Origin of the sequence: Microbulbifer sp. CNSA002, from assembly GCF_047324085.1 — a bacterium.
Taxonomy (GTDB): domain Bacteria; phylum Pseudomonadota; class Gammaproteobacteria; order Pseudomonadales; family Cellvibrionaceae; genus Microbulbifer.
This window is the reverse complement of record NZ_CP172449.1, coordinates 2979663-3000473: the sequence shown is the minus strand read 5'-3', so window position 1 is coordinate 3000473 and position 20811 is coordinate 2979663. Positions and strand designations below refer to the sequence as shown.

Genomic DNA, 20811 nt, shown 5'->3' with positions numbered 1-20811 from the left:
TTATTCAAACTCCAAAGCCACGGGTAAATTTTCCAGGGCTTCCTCTACAGCGGCTTTGCTGGAGGCTTGTTCAAGTTGAACTTTTGCTACCTGGCCAACGGATGCATCGAAGTGGGCGGAAAACTTAGCGGTAATACTTTTTTCCTCTAATGCCTGGCCTACGACATATTCGGTAGCGCGATTGCGCAGAGCTGGTTTGAATACTTTGGCTACAGCAGTGAGTGGAATCTCATCAATAATTTCCACGCGCTTAGGAATGGCTGCACGCTCAGAAATTTGGCTGCGGCAATAGTCAATGAGTTGTTCTTCTGTGGGCGGGTTAGTGGATGGAAACAGGGTAACGTAAGCTACTGGAACTTCTCCGGCATAAGCATCTGGTTGACCAACTGCAACGGCAATAGCAACGGCAGGGTGACGGGATAATGGTTCTTCGATCAGAGCCGGATCTATATTGTGGCCGCCGCGAATAATTAAATCCTTGGCCCGCCCAGTTAAGAACAGGTTACCATCTCCATCGAGATACCCCATATCGCCGGTATTAAACCAGGACTTATCGACCCAGGCTTTAGCATTATCCTCTTCTGATAAGTAGCCAGAAAAAATATGTGGCCCGCGCGCGAGTACTATGCCCACCTCTCCTGTATTGCAGGTTCTAACCAGTCGGGTACCGTCTACTTCTGCAATTTTCATTTCCATATAAGGCAATCGCCGGCCGACGCTGCCTTCAGGGGCTTGCATATCGGTAGGAGGGCGAGCTAAAAGGCAGCTGGACTCCGTCATGCCGTAGCCATTACTGACAAGGACATTGAACTTCTCCTCAAAGGCATTCTTCAACCCCGTTGGCAGGGTGGAGGCTCCACAGCCAATATCTGTCAGACAGCTGATGTCATTGTCACCAACGGGAATTTGCAGCAATACACCGAGGATGGTGGGGACGGCGGCAAAGCCCTTCACCTGAAAACGCGCAACATGATGCCACCAATTTGGTAGGACATTGGGTGAGCGAAAACCAGAGGGTGTCATGATAACAATTGTGCGTCCGGCCAATAGGGTGCCAATACCCGCAACAACCGTACCGAAAATATGAAACAGCGGAAGTCCGCTCAGGGTAGCGAAGCGCCCTTTACTGGATGACGTATCAGCACTTAATTGAGCGACGAAGGCAATATTGCTGTGAGTTAAGCGGGCTATTTTAGGTCTTCCAGTAGTGCCCCCGGTGTGGAAATAACTAGCGGTTTCACTCCCCTGGATATAACGTTCACTCTTTAGATGATCGTCCGGCTGTTGGGATATAGCCGAGACAAAATTATCCGCGTGAATACCCGCTGGAACTGGAGTATTGCTAATTGGCTTTTTACTGATTAGTAACAGAGTTTTTAATGTGGGAACTTGCTCGAGAATTTGCGTTACTTTATCCCATATTTCCTCGCTAAGATCTTGGCCAAGAGTGACCAGGACTTTAGCCCTGGTGGTATTCATAATTTCGATTATATGTTCGGGTTCCAGCAAAGGATTAATAGGGCTGGTAATACCTGCTGCCTGGCCTCCCCAAAGTGCAAAATGGGTTTCTGGCAAATTGGGTAGTAGTAAAGTCACTGTATCGGTTGGCTCAACACCGATGGAGTGAAGAAGATTGGCAGTCTGGTGCACTCGCTGGGATAACTCGGAGAAACTTACTTTAACCGTGTCTTCGTCAGGTGCGGCCGTTGGCAGGAATTCGATGGCCGAGTCATGTTGGTAGAGGCGGGCAGATTGCCGGATTAAATCAAAAGTGCTTTCCCAGGGGTATCGCTGCGAAAGGGGGACTTTTTCATATTCCTGAATTTCAGCAAGTGACTGCAACATTGTATCGGAGGATTGAATGGGCGTGATCGACATGGGGGCTTCTCTCACTTTGGTTATTATGGTGACGACCATAGCAAAAGTGAATACAGCATTCCACTCTGCGGAATAAGGTGTTAGTGTTTTACCTATTAAGAAGTGCCCAATGCATTTTTTAATGGAAAATGGCGCAAAAAAACTTATTAAAAATAAAAAGGCGCCATGTTGTTGAGGTTTTTTCTGTTTTATTTTTTGAACGGTTGATTTGTGTGCCTATCTGGAATTGATTGGCGCTAGAAATACTCGGTTTTTTATTTCGATAAAGGTATTTTACGCCAATAATTTAAATCGTTGGGATCGATTCAAAGGCAATTAAGTAACTTGTCGAGGTGAATCTGTTAAACACTAGTTCCGCCTGTACCGGGGATCTTTCAAGAGATTGCGTATTTTTGCTGTGCAAGATTGTGATAGAAGCAGTTTGTAGGAGCTGCTGTTCAATGCGCCGACTAATAAAGGAGCAGGCGAATGAATATAGATTTTTCTCCCGAAGAGTTAGCTTTTCAGCAGGAGGTCCAGCAGTTTCTCCAAGAGAAACTTCCTGAAGATATTAGAGAGAAAACCCTGAAGGAAATCCCCCTGGAGAAAGAGGATTTTGTTCGCTGGCAAAAAATACTCTATGAGCAAGGGTGGGCAGCTACGAATTGGCCGGTTGAATATGGAGGTACCGGTTGGACACCTACTCAGAAACACATTTGGGCAGACGAATGTGCTAACTATGGTGTACCAGAGTTGATTCCTTTCGGCTTAAAAATGGTTGCTCCAGTGATCTTTACCTACGGTAGTGAAGAACAAAAGCAACGATTTCTGCCTGACATCCTGGCAAGTAATGTCTGGTGGTGTCAGGGGTATTCGGAACCAAATGCTGGCTCAGATTTAGCTTCCTTAAAAACAACAGCTGTCCGTGATGGCGATGAGTATATTGTCAACGGCACCAAGACCTGGAATACCTTGGGTCACTTTGCAGACTGGATATTTTGTTTGGTTCGTACTGGTGGGCCTCAAGTAAAGAACCAGGCTGCTATCAGCTTCTTGCTAATTGATATGAAACACCCCGGTATTACGGTTTCGCCAATTATGACCTTGGGTGGTCACCATGAAGTAAATGAAGTCCATTTCAATAATGTGAGGGTACCGGTAGAAAACCGTATTGGCGAGGAGGGGCAAGGGTGGACTTACGCCAAGGTTTTGCTAACCCACGAACGCACCGGTATTGCGCGGGTGGCAAAATCCAAGAAACGCTTACAAACGTTAAAGGATTTAGCCAAAGAGACCTGCGATGGAGAAAGTAGTCTGCTTGAGAATCCGGCTTTTGCCCAAAAACTGGCCGAAGTTGAAATTGATCTCTTGGCCCTGGAGTTTACTGAACTACGTACGCTTGCGGCGGTAAGTACAGGTGGTGCCCCAGGAGCGGAATCTTCCATCCTTAAAATCAAAGGAACCGAAGTCGCTCAACTTATCGATGAACTGTATATGGAGACGGCGGGTTACTACGGAATGCCGTTTGTGAGAGAGCAGTTTAGGAGCGGGTTTGACGGAGAATGGGTGGGTCCCGGTGTTATTGCCAGCAGTGTGCCTCGTTACTTAAATAACCGTAAATCCTCAATTTATGGCGGAAGTAATGAGATTCAGAAAAATATTATCAGTAAATGGGTACTTGGCCTGTAAGTGCAGCATCTAAAGAGGACTTAAGCGATGGATTTTTCCTACAGCGAAGAGCAGCGGATGCTGCAAAGCAGTGTGAGCAAGTTTATCCAGCAGGATTATGACTTTGACCGTCGTTGTAAAATAGTGAGTAACGATATTGGCTTCAGTAAGGAAAATTGGAAGCTATTTGCGGAACTCGGCTGGTTAATGGTGCCATTTGGAAAGGATGATGGAGGCCTAGGAGGCTCCGCCGTAGACTTGATGGTGGTTATGGAGGAGTTCGGCCGAGGTTTAGTGGTTGAGCCTTTCCTGGCCAGTGTTGTTCTCAGTGGTGGTCTTATCGCTGACTGCGCTAGTGAGGTGCAAAAGCGAGAACTCCTGGGAATGTTAATGGAAGGCCAATTGCAATTGGCATTCGCTTTTACTGAGTCACAGAGTCGCTATAACCTTACTGATATAGCCATGACTGCGGTAAAGGATGGAGACAATTACCTTCTGAATGGACATAAAGCTGTCGTTCTAAATGGTGACGTAGCAGATAAATTCTTAGTTGCTGTGCGGACGAGCGGAGCACAGCGAGATCGTGAGGGGATCACCTTACTACTTGTCGATCCTAATACAGAAGGGCTTCAGCGGCATGGATATGCCACTGTGGATGCACACCGTGCCGCCGAAATTAAATTCAATAACGTGAAAGTACCTATAGCTAATCTGATAGGGGAAGAGGGGGCGGCTTTAGGAGCTATAGAAAAGGCTGTTGATAGAGCGACGTTGGCATTGTGTGCAGAAGCTGTTGGAGCTATGGAAAGGATCTATAAGAAGACAGTTGAGTACACTAAGACGCGGGAGCAGTTTGGTGTTCCTATTGGCAAGTTCCAGGCACTACAGCACCGCATGGTGGATATGTTTACTGAGTATGAGCAAGCGCGCTCAATATTGTTGATGGCTGCGCTACAGCTTGATAGCAATAACGGAGTTGCGCCTAAGGCGATATCCGCTGCAAAAAGCCGTACTGGTAAAGCTGCGCGGTTTATCGGTCAAGAGGCGATACAGTTACATGGCGGTATAGGGGTTACTGAGGAGTTGGATGTAAGTCACTACTTTAAGCGTCTAACAACAACTCAGTACCTATTTGGCAGTACTGATTACCACACTTTACGATTTGCCAAGCTGTAAATCATAAAGCACTGACTATACGGCCAAACTCACTCTCTACTTGCCACTTTGTGAGGGCACACACATGGAAAAAGTTGTCGAGCACACCAGATCTGTGAGCATAGGTAAAGTAGAGAGTGTTTTTAAACTTCAAAAGGATGCATTTAATAGGAACCCCTACCCGAGTCTTCAGGAGCGTTTGGAAAGTTTAAAAAAATTAGAGCAATTGATCCTGGAAAACCAGAAATCCATAGCAAAGGCAATAAGCGAGGATTTTGGTAATCGTGCCATCCAGGAAACTAAAATTGCAGAGATCTATGGGTGTATCGAGGAGATTCGTTACACTCGTAAGCGCTTAAAAAAGTGGATGAAAATTCAGAAACGTCATGTGCCTTTGCTACTTCGAGGAGTAAAAAATCGAGTATTACCTCAACCAAAAGGGGTGGTTGCTATTGTTACCCCCTGGAATTACCCACTACTTCTATCTGTTGGGCCCTTGGTGAGTGCGATATCCGCAGGGAATCGCTGTATGATCAAGATGGCTGCTAACTCGCGTGCCCTTTCTGCATTATTACATCAGTTATTTAATAGATTCTTTTCAGAGGATCTGGTAGCTATTCTTCCTGGAGTGAGCGCTACGGAGTTTACAGCCCAGGCATATGATCACATGATCTTTACTGGATCTGGCAAAGTAGGAAAAGTGGTAATGCGGAGAGTTGCGGATCACCTAACTCCTGTGACACTAGAACTGGGAGGTAAGTCTCCAGCCATAATATGTGGCGACTTTGATGAAAATATTGCTGCGGAACGTATTTTGAGCTCAAAATTCTTCAATGCGGGCCAAACTTGTGTAGCTCCAGATTATTTATTGATTCCTGAAGAAAAACTTTCAGGATTCTTGGAATCGGCTAAGAGACTTGTACCCAAATGGTATCCATCTTTAAATTCAGAAGATTATACTTCGATTGTTGATGAAAAGGCGTTTAATAGGCTGAATACTTGTCTAACGGATGCTCTGGAGAAAGGGGCTATAGTTCTGCCGTTATTAGATGTTGAAAACAATAAGGGTTTGCAAAAAATTGCTCCCATCTTAGTGTTAAACCCGACAGAAGACATGAGTCTGCTACGCGAGGAGATATTTGGCCCTATTTTACCTATTCTTACGTATAGGAATCTGTCTGATACGATAGATTACATAAATAGTAAAGATAGGCCTTTAGCATTATATATTTTCAGTTCTAGCGGAGATGTTCAGGAAAAGATTATCAAAAGCACAATGTCTGGAGGTGTTTGTATCAATGACTGCGCGATGCATGTCTCCCAGGCAGACTTGCCCTTTGGTGGTGTTGGGGCGAGTGGCATGGGGCAATATCACGCTTATGAGGGTTTTTTGGAATTCTCAAAATTACGACCGATCTTTACACAAGCCAAAAAGTCAGCGGCGGTGCCTTTACGACCACCTTATGGCCAAAGATTTGATAAAATTTTCAACTTTCTACTGCGTTTCAAGCTGTAGCTGTACTGATTGAGAAGATCTGGAGTTTGAGTCGACTAATATCGGATTAACATAGCTTCGATATTACCTACCAGGTTTTTCAACAGAGGAGCTACTTCATTTTCTAAGTATTCCGGGTTAAGCCTAAAAGCGGGTCCGCCAGCATTAAAAGTATAAATATGACCCTGGCTTAAAGAGAGAGGTACTGCGATACCGTTGACATCGCGATTCCACTCGCCAAAAGAGCAGCAGAAGCCGCGCTGCTGGTAGCTGGTGACCGCTTCTTCAATACCGGCTTTGATCGTTGGCCATTGATCACCAGCTTTTTTCTCCAGGTAGCCATAAAAATATTCCCGTTCTTCTTGAGGGAGTGCTGCCAAAAAAGCTCGCCCGGAGCCGCTGGAAGCTATGGGTACGCGATTACCGATTTCATGGCGAAAAGTTGTGACATTTGCTGGAGCGCAGAACTCAACAAAAATCATATCCAGCCGGTCCCGATCAGAGAGACCAACAGCGGTACCAGTAGAATTGGCTAGATCCTGCATTAAAGGCTTGGCTACCTGCCTGACTGTGAGATTTGAGACAAAAGCATAACCAAGAGCCAGGACGCCACTACCCAGCTGATATTTTTCCATTCGATCAGAGTAGGTCAGATAGCCTAATTTGGTCAGAGTATAAGTCAGTCTGGAAACACTGGAGCGGGGCAGGCCAGTGCGCTGGGCGATCTCCAAATTACCCAGAAAGCCATCGCCAGGTTGAAAAGCTCGGAGCACATCCAACCCGCGAGCTAAAGCCTCAATAAATTTTCGATCTGGTTCGGTATCTTTTTTTCTTGGAAGGTCACTTAGGGAAACCATTGGCTTTGTCCTACTTTGTTGCTAATAAGTATATAAGTTTTGTATCCAGAGCTAAAGTGAACACCCTAAGGTTTATATGTTAATTTTGCTCCTGTCTGACTTCGAAAAATACTAATCAGGAGTATATTAAACAGTGGGTGCTCTTTATGGTTAGGGTATGTGAAGCTTAAATTACCTCTATGAAATAACGATTTATAGTAAAGGTAAATGTTTGAGCGTAAATGTAATTTGTAGCATTGCGATCAACACTTGATATGAATTTTTAAAAGAGCTTGAACGGCTATTTATAAATGGATGTCAGGTTGGGTATTCGATCTTACTGGCGTATAAAAAATAACTCTTGATAGTGAGATGCGGCAGGCTATTCAGGTGCGAGGTCTAAGGTGAAAGTAAGATGTTCCCTAGAGAGAGTTTCATAAAGTCGTTATTAGTTTGAAGTGGTCCCTAACATTTACTTTCACATAGCTGCTAATTCAAACCTATGGTATTAATTGTAAATGGTACACATCTTGTGTGCTTAGAGTTACAGTAAGTGTTTTTATAAGGAATAACAGTCTAATTCAGTTAATATATTAAGCCGTATGCATGGAGTCACAAATCGAGCGCAGGGCAAGGTATATAGGTTGTTCTATATGGAATGAATAGGTGGCTCATATACGCTTGTTGTTTGAGGCTTGCAAGCATTTATTTATTCATATAATTTATAATTTTTTGATCTCAAAAGAGTATATTGATTGGAACGCAAATAATTGTGTATCACAGATGAATGTGAGACGACTATTATCGTTGCAGCTATTCGAAATTGCTAACTTTGTACCATGTTCTGCAAGTCGGGCATCCCGTTATCGGCTAAATTTTAGACGTTTACACTGTTGTGTCATATGATGTCGTAAAGGTTTCGTAGAGTTAAGGGAGCTTTCTAAGTACTTTAGATGGAAACTTCTAATGTGTTGGAAAGAAAGATGGATATGAACGTAAACATTGCACTAATTAAAAAAGCTCGTGAGAGCAATAATTGGACACAGCAGCAACTGGCTGATATCTGTGGCGTCAGCTTGAGAACTATACAAAGGATTGAAAAAGTTGGAGCCTGCTCACGAGAGTCATTAAGCGCACTTAGTTCTGCACTGGAATTACCTAGAGAAAAGTTATTAATAACTAATCCAGAACCTAGCGATAAAAATAAAATGGCTGTTTACAAGTTGGTGATGTGTATTTTAACTATTGTCCATCTTTGTAGTTTGGTATCCATCTATTTTAGTAGATCAGAGCTATCTCCATATCAAATTAGCATATTTACGCTATTCATTTCTGCAGTTTATCTGGGTTCAATATCTTTAGTCCTATGGAATGGAATTCAGCGAGCAGGGTTGAAATTTCCGGAACTTTTTTGGTGAATAGTGGTGATTTTTTGACAACTGTTCGGGTTATACTTTTATACTGTTGGATAATGAGTCACTAGTAGAAATATGATAAGCAAAATATAGGGCATAGTCTGCTGCACTCTGTAGCTGTCTTATATCCCGATTTAAAATTGAGTGGGTACGATGCGCAAGTGTGATTGCTCGTGCATTGAAATATAGAATCTCTAATGGCTGGAAAAGTGATGACTAAAAAGAAGTGTTAAATGTAGCTTTTTATTTTACTGGGTAGAAAATTTAGACTTTGTATACATAATACCTTAAAGGTTAGAGGGTAAATATCCACGTGTAGTTGCCGCATAGCCTTTAGCGCTGGTTTTTTGTATATGGAGGAGTTTTCCAGATTTCTTCAATAAAAGATGCATAAAATCCTCAGCTAAATATAGTTGTCCCTTATAAATCAACTGCGCTTCCTTTCTGATAGTGTCAATTGAGCAGCTCGCCTTGCTATCTTTTTGGTAGCGTGTGCTGAAATGTGTGAGAACCAGGTTGGGAATTGAAAGGCCCTCGGCAAAAGAGGCTATTTGGGTGGAATAGCTGTGCCCTACATGCCCCGCTTTCTGAGCCAAATCTTTTGCATAAGTCGATTCATGCACTAAGACATTGCAGTTGGCACAGGTATCTTTTAAAAGCTCAGGGTTATTATTGTCTCCGCAAATTATAATATTACGTGGAGGCCTCGGCTTTAGAATAAAGTCCGTTGCAGTGTATATTTTACCGTGATGAACGACATCGATACCGTTCTTTATCTTCCCCCATTGCGGTCCTTTAGGGATACCGGTGGCAAGTAAACTTTGTGTATCTAATGTAACCTCAACATATCTTTCTGTAAAACTGTACGCATAAGAGGGGACCCTGTGGGAAAGTTGTATAGTGGTTGTGGTGAACTGTCCTATTTCTATTTGGGGTAAATTTTCAACAGGAATGAAGTTGAGTTCAAATGGAAGATAGAGTTCTGTGATTGTTTGAGTTGATAGAAGCCAATCATAGACGGCCCCAGGAGCAACAAGTGTCAGTGGTCTTGTCCTTCGTTGCATTCCTGAGCTACCAAGTAGACCAGGGAGTCCGTAGCAGTGATCGCCATGCTTATGGGTGATAAAGATTGCACTTAGCCTGTTTAGTGATAAGTTTGTATGTAGAATCTGCTGCTGGGTACCTTCCCCACAGTCGATCAAATACCAGTTCTTTCCCAGGCTTTCTATTAGCCCAATACCAGAAACATTCCTCTGCTTGGTCGGAGTGCCTGATGATGTCCCCAAAAACAGTATTTCCACTTAGTCGCTACCTGATTGTTTAGCAATATTGAAGATTACGCTGGCTAGGGGTCTTCCTGAGCTTTGGCTTTGATTAACTTCTGATTGATAAGCAGTGTAGAAGATGGAAAAAAGCTATTGACCTCAAGTTAGGTTTAGGTATTAAGCTCCCGTCTATTGTTTATGAGCCCGGATTTTGAGGAGACAATCGAGATGGGTACCCCTGGTATTAACTTGCAGCAATATTTAGACCGTATTAATTTTGATGGAGCCCCGGGTGCTAACTTGCAGTGTCTACAGCAGTTGTTGACCCAGCACGTCCGTACGATTCCATTCGAGAACGTCACTTCATTTTTGGGAAGCCCCGTGGATATTGAGTTGGAATCTATTGAGGCCAAGTTGGTACAACAAAAACGTGGAGGTTATTGTTACGAGCAAAATGCCTTATTAGGGGCAGTGTTAGGGCAAATCGGTTTTAAAGTTATGAACCTCGCCGCGCGGATACTGTGGCAAATGCCGATAGGGCATCAACCCGCTCAGTCGCATATGATTCTGATGGTGGAGCTTGAGGGCGCACGCTTTCTGATTGATGCGGGATTCGGCAGTAACACTTTGACTGCGCCACTAAATATTGACTCCAGTGATCGTCAGAGCACACCGCATGGTGTTTACCGCTTTACTTTAATAGGGGATGAGTACCTGTTAGAGGTTACAACCGATAGTGGTTGGCAACCTATGTACAGCTTTGACTTGAAACCTAAAACTCATGGCGATTATAAAATTGGTAGTTGGTATTGCTCAACGCACCCAGAATCCAGGTTTGTAGAGCACTTGATTGTTGCTCGGTCTTTCCCAGAGGGGCGGCATACACTTTTCAATAGACAGTTAAGCTATCAACCACTTTTAGGCTCCAAGAGTGTTGTCATGATAGCGGATGTTGATGAGCTTCGGGCTACTTTACTGGATATCTTTGGGATAGAAGTGCCGGCTGGCAGAGAAATTGATCAAAAGTTAGGCCGGATATTTGAGTCAGGCGGCATAGCGGAGCGAGTCATATGAAGAGGGTAGGTGTTGTTTACCATTCTGTATCTGGCTGCAGTAAAGTTCTTGCGGAGTCCGTGGTGGAGGGGGTTAACACGCTAGAGAAGTGTATTGGTGTTGCCCTTGAGATTCAGGGAGAGAGCATTCGTCACGGACGTTATGAAGACCAGTCATTATTAGCTCAGTTGGATCAATGTGAAGCCATAGTAATGGGTTCGCCGACCTTTATGGGTACTGTCTCCGCTCAATTCAAAGCATTTATGGATGCAGCAAGTGAACGCTATGGAGATCGGTGCTGGCTGGATAAGTTAGCTGCAGGATTTACTGTTGGTAGTAATTTTAGTGGTGATCAGCTAGGTACCATCAGGACTCTACAGGTCTTTGCTGCACAAATGGGCATGTTGTGGGTTCCCCTGGATATTCTACCGAGTCAAGATTCCCTGGGTAGAAACCGGGGTGGTTGTCAGTCGGGCTTGGTAGCTGTCGCTGAGGGAGCTGGTGAAATTCATGAGTTGGACCGACTTACAGCCGTACATTTAGGGCGTCGAATCGCAGGCTTAGCACTACGAACTTCCGATTTTAGGACCACGTTTCTTGACTAGCTTTTTACTGCTCAAAAGTAGGCTGCTGATGCAGCCTACGATGACGATAATCCCGATTAGCTGAAATCCCGCTTGGTAATTGTAGAAATTCTGTGTTGGTTGTGGAGCAAAGTCAAAAAGTCTGGCTAATAAATCGCTGAGGGAGCGGATATAAGCGAACTCTATATCTTGATCAAGTGAGAGCCCTATAAGGGTTTGAATTACCCCTCCTAAGACAAAGCCCCCAGTTACAATAAGGGCAGAGGCAATGGCGTGCGCCTTTTCAGGAAGTTCAGATTGTACTATCGAGAGAGATAGAATTGAGCTGCTGAGGCCAAATCCTAAGAGAAAATTTGCCGTCAAAGTCCAGGAGTCCGACAAGTGAATACTCAGTAAAGCTGTGACAGCAATAATTGAGAGGAAACTAAAAGTTCTCGCTGGAATTACATAATCTCCCCGATAATGAGACCAAGCACCGATAATAAAGCTGCCGATAATGATACCCGTTGAAATCATCGCATTGAGTAGGGCACTTTCTCTGGATGTTTCACGAAAAAAATCAACTTGGAACTGTATATTCCATAAATCAGAGTAGGCGATAATTACGCCGAAAAGGCAGGAATAGAAGGTGAGGGCCAGCCAAAAAGCTCTTGATTTGAAGCATGAATTTAGCTTGTCAAATTGAGAGGCTTTTTTGGCAGAGAGTTCATGGGAAGAGTTTTGATTGCTGCCAATTAAAATAAATAGCAGCACAGCAAGGCAAATAAAAAATACCGCTGCGATGAAGTAGGGCTCCCGGAATGAGACTTCGGTATCTAACAAACCGATAAGTAATGAGAGTGAAGCTGCTGCGAAATTAGCTAGTCCTTGGCTAACAGCGGCCATCAGTGAAAACTTATTAGGTAAATCCCGTCCGATAACATAGATAACTCCCAAAAAGCTACTGGATAATCCAAGTGCGACTAAGAGCTGCCCTGTAAGGGCTGTTCCGAAAGAATGACTGCTGGCAAAAATTACACAGCCGCTAGCGGCGAGGGCGGCTGAGATACTCAGTAAATACCGTGGACTTATAGGGCCCAATAGTGAACCAAGTGTCAGTTGACCAATAGAATAGGCGACAAAGTAATATCCTCCCAGCATCCCTAAGCTTTGATGGTTGAGATTGAGTTCTTGAGTGAGGCTAGGTGATAGTAGGGCAAATAGGATTGAGTTGGTTACGCTGGCGCTGAAAAATATGACTGCAACTGTCCAAGACGCGTAGCGGAAGTGTTTCCGCCCCATAGGCTTTTCTTTATCGGTGTCTATTGCCACGTCTCGGCCTTGGGCTTGACTCCTCAACTCCTGCTTATGATTGCAGCGACCAATAGAGATAAAGCGCTAGGGTTTTAAATGGATATGAAACAAGTCGCATTAGATAGATCTTAGAGCAATTAGGAGCCGTAGCCCGACCACAAGTAGTTGATAGTAAGCAGGATTGAAATCGATCGGGCAGCTAGGTTTGATCAAAGTATCGCCAACGGCTGTTGAAGTTGAATGCTATTTGCTAGGCGGTGCCGTATTGAGGAGCCTTAATAGACCCTTTATTTAAAAGAATACACTTACAAAGTCGTTATCATATGATTTCATCTCCCCAATAGAAACATTCCGTGACTCGTTATCAGGTGGAAGGGATGTGAGTGGTGTGAACGCTGTTGGCATCTTGAAACTGGAGGTGAGATCCTGCTTCGGGACTGGGCTTTAATGAGTATGCAACCTTGGCAATCGATGGTGGCCCATGCGTCGAAAGTCTTTCTTGGCTAGCCGTATTAATGCCGTCAGTGATGGCGTTTTTGCCATCGCTATGACGCTGTTGGTTTTTAATATCCAGATTCCCGATCTGGAGGATATAAAGCCGGGCGAGGATTTCCACAGCAATATTCTTCAACAGTTGCCCCATTTTTTTTCCTGGATACTGAGCTTTGCGATTCTCTGCCGGCTATGGCTTACCCACAATCATCTGATGTCGGATCACCAATTTAAATCGGTTGCCTTTACCAGTTTTAACTTTTTGCTATTGGGGGCGGTGGCGTTCATTCCCTTTCCAGCAAGTTTGATGGGGGAATATCCAGACCAGGTTTGGTCAGTGATCTTATTGTCAGCCAGCTATGCGGTGGCCGCTATCGCAATTACGGGTATGTGGTGTGTCGCTGCGAACCGAACGAACGTATCCGCGCACCGTGTACTAGTGGTCAGCATGGTGATGTTGTGTACCAGTATCCTGGCGTGCTTGTTGACCCTTTTCAATCCCTATTGGGGGCTTGGGCTTTGGATAGTGTATGTGTTGGGGATAGCGCCTTTGGCTCACTTTGTCGAGAAGCGCTATGCCCCAGTAGAGAGTTGAGGTGGGGCCGGGCCTGTCATATGGTTGCTGGTGGCAGGCCTCAAAATGGTCAAATCAGGCTGCGCACCATTTTGATATGGGGAATTCCCGCTTCGTAAAACACGTCGCCTTTCACTTCAAACCCAGCTTGCAAGTAGAACCCCTCAGCATGTTGCTGTGCATGTAAATGGACTTGCTGAAAGTTTTGTTCCTTCGCCCGCTCACAGATGGCCTGCAATAGCTGGGCCCCGATGCCGCACCCACGTGAAGACTTCTGCACAGCCATACGACCAATCTTTCCGTCTTGGGTGAGGCGTCCGGTGGCAACCGGAGTTGTTTCGCGGTAGGCGAGGAAGTGCTGGGATGTCTCCTCTTGATCATCCCATTCCAGGTCTGCGGGTACCTGTTGTTCCTGCACAAAAACGGCCTCGCGTATTGAGCGAATTGCGTCCCGGTCAGTGTCCCAATCGGCTAGGCGTATAGCTACTGGCATCTCAGAAATCCTCAGGAGGGTAGATCAGGGTGCCCTGTGCAACCAGCTGATCGAGAATGCCGCTGTCTTCGGCAATTTCCGGGAAGGCTTCGATATCATCCCAGGATATTTCATGGGATTCAGCAAACTGCTCGGCAAATGCCAGGGGGCAGGGGAAGGCTTCACCATCAACAAATAAAGTGGCTGGCTCGCGGCAAAAGGCGGTGCGGGAAGCGGGATTTAAAACCAGTTGTGCTCCCTGGGGCATTTGTTCGCGCCAGTCTGCAGCGTCGTCAGCGTCCAGGGCGACAGTATCCGGGTATTTCGCTTCGGTCATAATCGCGCCAAACCACTGGGCGATTTTCGCCGGCTGCTGCAGCCATTCGCCGAGTTGTTGTTGCAGGCGGGCAACAGAGGCGGGGTCAATTTCCGCTGGGTTTTTCGCCACTTCAGCACGGGCATCGGTGTAACGCTGGCTGTCCGGCAAATCCATAGCAACTTCAGCGGCGAGATCTTCGAGGATCGCTGCGGCGGAAGGGGCGCGGAAACCAATAGAGATCGTGGTGCACCCACCTTCGGCTATTCCCCAATGGCTGTATTGGGGCGGCAAGTAGAGCATATCGCCGGGCTCTAGTACCCAGCTATTTTCTGCTTCGAATTCTTTCAGGATATTGAGGGGCGTTCCTTCCAGGCGGGGATTGCTTTCATCCACTTTGGGGCCTTGCTGCCACAAGCGTTTGCCTTCGGCTTGGAGAAGAAACACATCGTAGTGATCGTAGTGGGGGCCAACGCTGCCCTTATCGGCGGCGTAACTGATCATCACATCATCCAGACGCCAGTCGGGGATAAAGCGGAAGAAATCTTTTAGTTCAGCAATTTCTGACATCCACTGATCGACAGCTTGTACCAGCAGGGTCCAGTGGGTTTTAGGGAGGGAGAGAAAATCTTCTTCAGTGAATGGACCTGTGCGCAGCTCCCAGGGGCCGCTTTCACCATTTTCCAATACCAAGCGAGACTCGACCGCTTCCTCCAGGGCCATACCTGCGAGTTCTTCACCCGAGATGGGTGATTCAAAGTTGGCGAAAGCATTGCGTATCAGCAGGGGTTTCTGCTGCCAATAGTCACGCATAAAAACTTCGATGGGCATGTCGCCAAGATGGGTAAGGGGGCTGGCCACGGTAACTCTCACTGTCAGAAGGCTGGGGTTTGTATCTGGATATTCTGAGGTTCGGAAACTATCCAGCGTACTTTTGTATTTTTTAAAAGATGACCAGCCGCACTGGGTGCGGCTGGTAGCTGGGCTCGGTTAAATTTTGCGAGCCTGTTCCACGGCGTTACCGATATAGGATGCCGGAGTCATTTCCAGCAGATCGCTTTTGGCCTCTGCGGGAATCTCCAGGTTCTCGATAAATACTTTCAGGGTTTCACGGGTGATGCCCTGGCCACGGGTAAGGGCCTTCAGTTTTTCGTAAGGCTCTTCAATGTTGTAGCGACGCATAACCGTTTGGATCGGCTCTGCCAATACTTCCCATGAATTATCCAGGTCTTCTGCCAGGCGCTCGCGGTTGATTTCCAGCTTGCCCAGGCCTTTCATGGTGGCGGCATAGGCAATGGCAGAGTAGCCCGCACCCACCCCCATATTGCGCAGCACGGTGGAGTCTGTCAGGTCGCGCTGCCAGCGGGATACTGGAAGTTTGGCGGCCAAGTGCTGGAATACGGCGTTGGCGATACCCAGGTTCCCTTCGGAGTTTTCGAAGTCAATGGGGTTAACTTTGTGCGGCATAGTGGAGGAGCCAACTTCACCGGCTACGACTTTTTGCTTGAAGTAACCCAGGGAGATATAGCCCCATACATCGCGGTCAAAATCGATCAGGATGGTGTTAAAGCGGGCAACAGCGTCGAACAGCTCAGCAATGTAGTCGTGCGGTTCGATCTGGGTGGTGTAGGGGTTCCAGCTAAGGCCCAGAGAAGAAATGAATTCTTCAGCATTTTGCTCCCAATCAATATTGGGATAGGCGGACAGGTGAGCGTTGTAATTACCTACCGCACCGTTAATTTTACCCAGCAGCGGTACCGCTTTAATCTGGGCTACCTGGCGGCGTAGGCGCGCGGCCACGTTGGCAAGTTCTTTACCAACAGTAGACGGGCTGGCTGTCTGGCCGTGAGTACGGGACAGCATGGGTACGTCGGCAAAGTCCTGGGCCAGGCCTACGATAGCGTCAATCAGGGCTTCCATCGCAGGCAACATGACGTTGTCGCGGCCGGCGCGAAGCATCAGGGCGTGGGACAGGTTATTGATGTCCTCAGAGGTGCAGGCAAAGTGTACGAATTCACTCACTTTTGCCAGCTGGGCATTGCTGCTGATTTTATCCTTGAGGAAGTATTCAACCGCTTTTACATCGTGGTTCGTGGTGCGCTCGATTTCCTTGATGCGCTCAGCATCTTCCAGGGAGAAGTCGGCCACAATGCTGTCGAGCAGCTTGTTGGCAGCTTCGTCGAACTGCTCAACTTCGGCGATCTCTTTATGTGCGGAAAGTTTTTGCAGCCAGCGTACTTCCACTTCAACGCGGGCGCGGATCAGGCCGTATTCACTGAAAATTTCACGCAGGGGGGCAGTCTTGCTCTCGTAGCGACCATCAATAGGGGATACCGCTGTGAGTGCGGAAAGCTCAACTGTCATAGTAAATCTCCGGGATTAGTGTTCTATAGATTCGATATGTGCGATCAATTCGTTGGTCGCATTCAAAAGCTTTTTGCGCTGGAACAGAAGGTGCAGGCGACGCCCACCCAGCTGTCGCCATAGGGTTGCCGAGCGGATGCCGGCAAATAGCATGGAGCGAATTTGATTGGCAATACGCTGCTGTTGCAGGTAATTGAAGTCACCCAGTACTTGAATCCGGAAGCGGAAGGTACCTAGCGTATCGCTGTAGATGCTGGCGAGGTTGGAAAATACATTCTCGTGAGTCAGTTCGAAGTGCTCTGCTTGAGTCTTGGCCTTATCCAATCGGCTGCCAATGATTGATAGCAGGTCATTATTCTTGCTGAGTTGTCGCTGCAGGTAGATCACCGAGAGGGCGTAGCGTAGGCCGTCGGTATATTCCGGGTGTTGCCGGGTCTTTAGTATTTGCTGCGATACTTTTAAGCCGGGCAGCAGCTTGTCTGCACCGGCGAATATATCTTCAGTGCGATCAGGGTTGAGCTGGAAGAGGCTATATACCCCGGTTTCCAGCTGTTCCTGCGGTGCAGAGCCTGTTTTGGCCAGGCGCTCCACCAGTGTTGCGGATTGGAATATTCCTGCCAGTGCCAGTGCCTGATCCCGCCAGTTATTCAAAATTACTCCTTAATCTTTCTTGTATTTTTCCGGTACTACGGCGCCAACTCCCGTGGCTTTCTCGATCACCGCACCACCTAGACAGGTTTCTCCATCGTACAGTACCAGAGATTGTCCCGGTGTGATTGCGCGTTGTGGCTCGTCGAACTCTACAACCAAATCGCCATTGTCCTGCAGGTGCACGGTGCAATCCTGATCTGGTTGGCGATAGCGGGTCTTGGCCTGGCAGCGGAAAGTTTTGCCCGGTGCTGCGCCATTAATCCAGTGGGTTTGTGTTGCTTCCAGCCCCGTTGCATAAAGCAGGGGGTGGTGTGCACCCTGGGCCACAATCAATACATTGCGCTCCAGGTTTTTTCCGACAACGTACCAGGGCTGTTCGCCTGCACCTTTGACGCCACCAATACCGAGCCCCTGGCGCTGGCCAATGGTGTGGTACATCAGGCCCGCGTGGCGCCCCATGACTTCACCCTCTGGGGTTTCCATATCGCCGGGCTGGGCGGGCAGGTACTGCTCGAGGAAATCCTTGAAGCGGCGCTCGCCGATAAAGCAGATGCCGGTGCTGTCTTTCTTGTTGTGGGTGATAAAGCCGTTTTCTTCAGCGATACGGCGAACCTCGGGCTTCTCCAGCTCTCCTAGAGGAAAGAGCGAGCGGGCAAATTCGGCTTCTCCCACCGCATGTAGGAAGTAGCTCTGGTCCTTGTTGCCGTCGAGGCCCTTCAATAAATAGGTGCGGCCATCGATATCGCGGCGGCGGGTATAGTGCCCGGTGGCTATTGCATCGGCACCCAGCACTTCAGCGTACTCAAGAAAGACCTTAAATTTAATTTCCCGGTTACACAGGATGTCCGGGTTGGGAGTGCGCCCGGCTTTATACTCTGCCAGGAAGTACTCAAATACGTGATCCCAGTACTCCGCAGCAAAGTTGGCGGTGTGCAACTTGATGCCCAATTTCTCACAAACTGCCTGGGCATCCGCCAGGTCCGCCTTGGCGGTACAGTATTCTGTGCCGTCGTCTTCATCCCAGTTTTTCATAAACAGGCCTTCCACTTGATAGCCCTGCTGGATCAGCAGGTGTGCGGCTACAGAGGAATCCACACCGCCGGACATACCGACGATGACGCGCTTTGGCTGTTTGTTGTGGGTGGAATCAGGCATAAGAAGGACAGTCACTACTTCACTGGTATGAAAGGGGGGCGAATTTTACCTGCGAACGCCCCATTTGACCAAGACCGCTTTGATCTTCCGTTATAGATTATCGCTTTCGGCGCGGTCGATTGCGGTTGTTTGCCGGCTTTGTTCGGGGCTTGGGAGCGCTAAAAACCTCCTCCGTTCGATACTCGCCAGGCTTTAATGAGTCGAGCTTCCAGCTGCCTATCGCTACCCGGATTAGCCGCAGGGTAGGGAAGCCTACCGCCGCAGTCATCCGCCTTACCTGGCGATTCCGCCCCTCAGAGATAGTCAGCTCCAGCCAGCTGGTTGGGATCGATTTGCGTTCGCGAATTGGCGGCGTGCGGGGCCAGGGCTCCATATCAGGCAGGCGCTTGGCCTTGGCAGGTGCGGTTCGGCCATCCTTCAGGTCGACCCCTTGCCTGAGCATATAAAGGGCATCATCAGTAATTTCACCCTCCACCTGGGCCCAATAGGTTTTGGGCATTTTCCGCTTGGGGTGACTGATTTGATGTTGTAGCGCTCCATCATCAGTCAGTAGTAGTAATCCTTCAGAATCGTAGTCCAGGCGGCCCGCCGCATAGAATCCCTTGTGCTGGATAAAGTTAGCCAAAGTGGCGCGATCCTGATCATCTGTAAATTGGCTTAATACGCCAAAAGGCTTGTTGAGGAGAATAATCTTTGCCATAAGAAAAATTGAGTATTGTAATCCAACTACAAAAATTAGCCGAGGCTGCTATAATCCCGCCGTTTTTCATCCCCGCCCTAAGGTCCCGGGGGAGCGGTGCAAGCAACGCTGGACCTAAAAAGTCATAGAATTTTGGGAGTTTACGCAATATGGGTCATATCCAAGTGCCGGCAGACGGCGAAAAAGTTACAGTCAATTCCGACGGTTCGCTGAATGTTCCGAATCGCCCGGTTATTCCTTTCATCGAGGGTGACGGCATCGGTGTGGATATCACCCCGGTAATGCGCAAGGTGATCGACGCGTCTGTAGAAAAAGCTTTCGGCGGCGAAAAGAAAATCGAGTGGATGGAAATCTACTGCGGTGAGAAAGCGGCAGAGACTTACGCTGGCGACTGGTTCCCGGCTGAAACTCTGGAAGCGATCAAAGACTACGTTGTTAGCATCAAAGGCCCCCTGACCACTCCAGTAGGCGGCGGCTTCCGTTCCCTGAACGTAGCCCTGCGTCAGGAGCTGGATCTGTACGTATGTCAGCGCCCGGTGCGCTGGTTCAGCGGTGTACCTTCTCCGGTTAAAGAGCCGAACAAGGTAGACATGGTTATCTTCCGTGAAAACTCCGAAGATATCTACGCTGGTATCGAGTGGAAAGCTGACACTGACGAAGCTAAGAAAGTTATCAAGTTCCTGCAGGATGAGATGGGTGTTAAGAAGATCCGTTTCCCTGAGAACTGTGGTATCGGTGTTAAGCCGGTTTCTGAAGAAGGTACCAAGCGTCTCGTGCGCAAGGCTATCCAGTACGCTGTGGACCAGGATCGCGATTCTGTAACCCTGGTACACAAAGGCAACATCATGAAGTTCACCGAAGGTGCCTTCGCTGATTGGGGTTACGAGCTGGCTCGCGACGAGTTTGGCGCTCAGCCGCTGGACGGCGGTCCTTGGCACAGCTTCAAGAACCCGAAGACTGGCAAGGAAATCGTTGTTAAGGACGTAATTGCTGACGCTATGCTGCAGCAGATCCTGCTGCGTCCGGCTGAGTACGACGTAATTGCTACCCTGAACCTGAACGGTGACTACCTGTCTGACGCACTGGCTGCACAGGTTGGTGGTATCGGTATCGCTCCGGGCGCAAACCTGTCCGACGACGTTGCCCTGTTCGAAGCAACCCACGGTACTGCGCCTAAGTACGCTGGCCAGGACAAGGTTAACCCGGGCTCCCTGATTCTTTCCGCTGAGATGATGCTGCGTCACCTGGGCTGGAACGAAGCTGCTGACCTGGTAATCAAGGGTATGGAAGGTGCTATCGAAGCCAAAACCGTAACCTACGATTTCGAGCGTCTGATGGACGGTGCTGAGCTGAAATCCTGCTCTGCGTTTGGTGACGAAGTTATCAAGCACATGGCTTAAGCTACATCCGTGAGGCCGGGCTGGCTTTAAGTTGGCCCGAGCCCCATGAAAAAAGCCCTTCACATT

The 20811-nt window shown here is 47.7% G+C and carries 18 protein-coding genes; 8 read left to right on the top strand and 10 right to left on the bottom strand.

Annotated elements, in window-relative coordinates:
- Nucleotides 1-1878 carry an acyl-CoA synthetase gene (locus ACG1BZ_RS13330; protein ID WP_413662242.1) on the bottom strand — a complete coding sequence of 626 codons (1878 nt, stop codon included), beginning with the start codon at nt 1876-1878 and terminating at the stop codon, nt 1-3.
- A 468-nt stretch (nt 1879-2346) separates the two neighbouring features.
- Between ACG1BZ_RS13330 and ACG1BZ_RS13325 the strand changes: the two genes are divergently transcribed.
- The 3 genes from ACG1BZ_RS13325 (at nt 2347) to ACG1BZ_RS13315 (ending at nt 6196) form a co-directional block, all read left to right on the top strand.
- Nucleotides 2347-3546 (top strand): acyl-CoA dehydrogenase family protein, encoded by a 1200-nt coding sequence (locus ACG1BZ_RS13325; RefSeq protein WP_413662241.1) that lies wholly within the window; start codon nt 2347-2349, stop codon nt 3544-3546.
- Between the two features lie 27 nt (nt 3547-3573).
- Complete coding sequence (locus tag ACG1BZ_RS13320; RefSeq protein WP_413662240.1) at nt 3574-4701, top strand: acyl-CoA dehydrogenase family protein; 1128 nt, start codon at nt 3574-3576, stop codon at nt 4699-4701.
- Between the two features lie 64 nt (nt 4702-4765).
- Nucleotides 4766-6196 (top strand): coniferyl aldehyde dehydrogenase, encoded by a 1431-nt coding sequence (locus tag ACG1BZ_RS13315; RefSeq protein ID WP_413662239.1) that lies wholly within the window; start codon nt 4766-4768, stop codon nt 6194-6196.
- A gap of 35 nt (nt 6197-6231) precedes the next feature.
- Here ACG1BZ_RS13315 and ACG1BZ_RS13310 read toward each other — a convergent pair whose 3' ends face one another.
- On the bottom strand, nt 6232-7032 hold the full coding sequence (locus ACG1BZ_RS13310) for an IclR family transcriptional regulator (protein ID WP_413662238.1): 801 nt from the start codon (nt 7030-7032) through the stop codon (nt 6232-6234).
- A 962-nt stretch (nt 7033-7994) separates the two neighbouring features.
- On the opposite strand from ACG1BZ_RS13310, the gene ACG1BZ_RS13305 reads away from it, so the two are divergent.
- Entirely contained in the window at nt 7995-8429 is a 435-nt protein-coding gene (locus ACG1BZ_RS13305; RefSeq protein WP_413662237.1) for a helix-turn-helix domain-containing protein, read from the top strand.
- 284 nt (nt 8430-8713) lie between these two features.
- On the opposite strand, the gene ACG1BZ_RS13300 is transcribed toward ACG1BZ_RS13305, so the two are convergent.
- Nucleotides 8714-9727 carry an MBL fold metallo-hydrolase gene (locus ACG1BZ_RS13300; protein WP_413662236.1) on the bottom strand — a complete coding sequence of 338 codons (1014 nt, stop codon included), beginning with the start codon at nt 9725-9727 and terminating at the stop codon, nt 8714-8716.
- Between the two features lie 192 nt (nt 9728-9919).
- On the opposite strand from ACG1BZ_RS13300, the gene ACG1BZ_RS13295 reads away from it, so the two are divergent.
- Both ACG1BZ_RS13295 and ACG1BZ_RS13290 read left to right on the top strand, forming a co-directional pair.
- Nucleotides 9920-10765 (top strand): arylamine N-acetyltransferase family protein, encoded by an 846-nt coding sequence (locus ACG1BZ_RS13295; protein WP_413662235.1) that lies wholly within the window; start codon nt 9920-9922, stop codon nt 10763-10765.
- Nucleotides 10762-11349: a flavodoxin family protein gene (locus ACG1BZ_RS13290; protein ID WP_413662234.1), complete on the top strand. Its 588-nt coding sequence runs from the start codon at nt 10762-10764 to the stop codon at nt 11347-11349. Before ACG1BZ_RS13295 ends, ACG1BZ_RS13290 begins: the two co-directional genes overlap by 4 nt.
- Here the strand turns inward: ACG1BZ_RS13290 and ACG1BZ_RS13285 are convergent.
- Complete coding sequence (locus tag ACG1BZ_RS13285; protein WP_413662233.1) at nt 11311-12639, bottom strand: MFS transporter; 1329 nt, start codon at nt 12637-12639, stop codon at nt 11311-11313. The genes ACG1BZ_RS13290 and ACG1BZ_RS13285 overlap by 39 nt on opposite strands.
- A gap of 463 nt (nt 12640-13102) precedes the next feature.
- Between ACG1BZ_RS13285 and ACG1BZ_RS13280 the strand changes: the two genes are divergently transcribed.
- Nucleotides 13103-13708, top strand: coding sequence for a TMEM175 family protein (locus ACG1BZ_RS13280; RefSeq protein ID WP_413662232.1), 606 nt, complete (start codon nt 13103-13105; stop codon nt 13706-13708).
- Nucleotides 13709-13757: 49 nt separating this feature from the next.
- Here ACG1BZ_RS13280 and ACG1BZ_RS13275 read toward each other — a convergent pair whose 3' ends face one another.
- The 6 genes from ACG1BZ_RS13275 to ACG1BZ_RS13250 all read right to left on the bottom strand — a co-directional run bounded on the left by ACG1BZ_RS13275 (nt 13758) and on the right by ACG1BZ_RS13250 (nt 19345).
- Nucleotides 13758-14180 (bottom strand): GNAT family N-acetyltransferase, encoded by a 423-nt coding sequence (locus ACG1BZ_RS13275; RefSeq protein ID WP_413662231.1) that lies wholly within the window; start codon nt 14178-14180, stop codon nt 13758-13760.
- Between the two features lies 1 nt (nt 14181).
- Entirely contained in the window at nt 14182-15336 is a 1155-nt protein-coding gene (locus ACG1BZ_RS13270) for a JmjC domain-containing protein (RefSeq protein WP_413662230.1), read from the bottom strand.
- Nucleotides 15337-15465: 129 nt separating this feature from the next.
- On the bottom strand, nt 15466-16839 hold the full coding sequence (gene purB / locus ACG1BZ_RS13265; protein ID WP_413662229.1) for an adenylosuccinate lyase: 1374 nt from the start codon (nt 16837-16839) through the stop codon (nt 15466-15468).
- Nucleotides 16840-16854: 15 nt separating this feature from the next.
- Nucleotides 16855-17493 (bottom strand): high frequency lysogenization protein HflD, encoded by a 639-nt coding sequence (hflD, locus tag ACG1BZ_RS13260; RefSeq protein ID WP_413665869.1) that lies wholly within the window; start codon nt 17491-17493, stop codon nt 16855-16857.
- Between the two features lie 6 nt (nt 17494-17499).
- Nucleotides 17500-18645 (bottom strand): tRNA 2-thiouridine(34) synthase MnmA, encoded by a 1146-nt coding sequence (gene mnmA, locus ACG1BZ_RS13255; protein WP_413662228.1) that lies wholly within the window; start codon nt 18643-18645, stop codon nt 17500-17502.
- Nucleotides 18646-18742: 97 nt separating this feature from the next.
- On the bottom strand, nt 18743-19345 hold the full coding sequence (locus ACG1BZ_RS13250; protein WP_413662227.1) for a pseudouridine synthase: 603 nt from the start codon (nt 19343-19345) through the stop codon (nt 18743-18745).
- 149 nt (nt 19346-19494) lie between these two features.
- Here ACG1BZ_RS13250 and icd point away from each other — a divergent pair, with 149 nt between their 5' ends.
- Nucleotides 19495-20745, top strand: coding sequence for an NADP-dependent isocitrate dehydrogenase (gene icd / locus ACG1BZ_RS13245; protein ID WP_413662226.1), 1251 nt, complete (start codon nt 19495-19497; stop codon nt 20743-20745).
- Nucleotides 20746-20811 lie beyond the last annotated feature (66 nt).

Excerpts from the sequence above, each read along its gene's own strand:
- ACG1BZ_RS13330 (WP_413662242.1), bottom strand. The coding sequence starts at position 1,878 with ATGTCGATCACGCCCATTCAATCCTCCGATACAATGTTGCAGTCACTT.
- ACG1BZ_RS13325 (WP_413662241.1), top strand. The coding sequence starts at position 2,347 with ATGAATATAGATTTTTCTCCCGAAGAGTTAGCTTTTCAGCAGGAGGTC.
- ACG1BZ_RS13320 (WP_413662240.1), top strand. The coding sequence starts at position 3,574 with ATGGATTTTTCCTACAGCGAAGAGCAGCGGATGCTGCAAAGCAGTGTG.
- ACG1BZ_RS13315 (WP_413662239.1), top strand. The coding sequence starts at position 4,766 with ATGGAAAAAGTTGTCGAGCACACCAGATCTGTGAGCATAGGTAAAGTA.
- ACG1BZ_RS13310 (WP_413662238.1), bottom strand. The coding sequence starts at position 7,032 with ATGGTTTCCCTAAGTGACCTTCCAAGAAAAAAAGATACCGAACCAGAT.
- ACG1BZ_RS13305 (WP_413662237.1), top strand. The coding sequence starts at position 7,995 with ATGGATATGAACGTAAACATTGCACTAATTAAAAAAGCTCGTGAGAGC.
- ACG1BZ_RS13295 (WP_413662235.1), top strand. The coding sequence starts at position 9,920 with ATGGGTACCCCTGGTATTAACTTGCAGCAATATTTAGACCGTATTAAT.
- ACG1BZ_RS13290 (WP_413662234.1), top strand. The coding sequence starts at position 10,762 with ATGAAGAGGGTAGGTGTTGTTTACCATTCTGTATCTGGCTGCAGTAAA.
- ACG1BZ_RS13280 (WP_413662232.1), top strand. The coding sequence starts at position 13,103 with ATGCGTCGAAAGTCTTTCTTGGCTAGCCGTATTAATGCCGTCAGTGAT.
- ACG1BZ_RS13275 (WP_413662231.1), bottom strand. The coding sequence starts at position 14,180 with ATGCCAGTAGCTATACGCCTAGCCGATTGGGACACTGACCGGGACGCA.
- purB (WP_413662229.1), bottom strand. The coding sequence starts at position 16,839 with ATGACAGTTGAGCTTTCCGCACTCACAGCGGTATCCCCTATTGATGGT.
- mnmA (WP_413662228.1), bottom strand. The coding sequence starts at position 18,645 with ATGCCTGATTCCACCCACAACAAACAGCCAAAGCGCGTCATCGTCGGT.
- ACG1BZ_RS13250 (WP_413662227.1), bottom strand. The coding sequence starts at position 19,345 with ATGGCAAAGATTATTCTCCTCAACAAGCCTTTTGGCGTATTAAGCCAA.
- icd (WP_413662226.1), top strand. The coding sequence starts at position 19,495 with ATGGGTCATATCCAAGTGCCGGCAGACGGCGAAAAAGTTACAGTCAAT.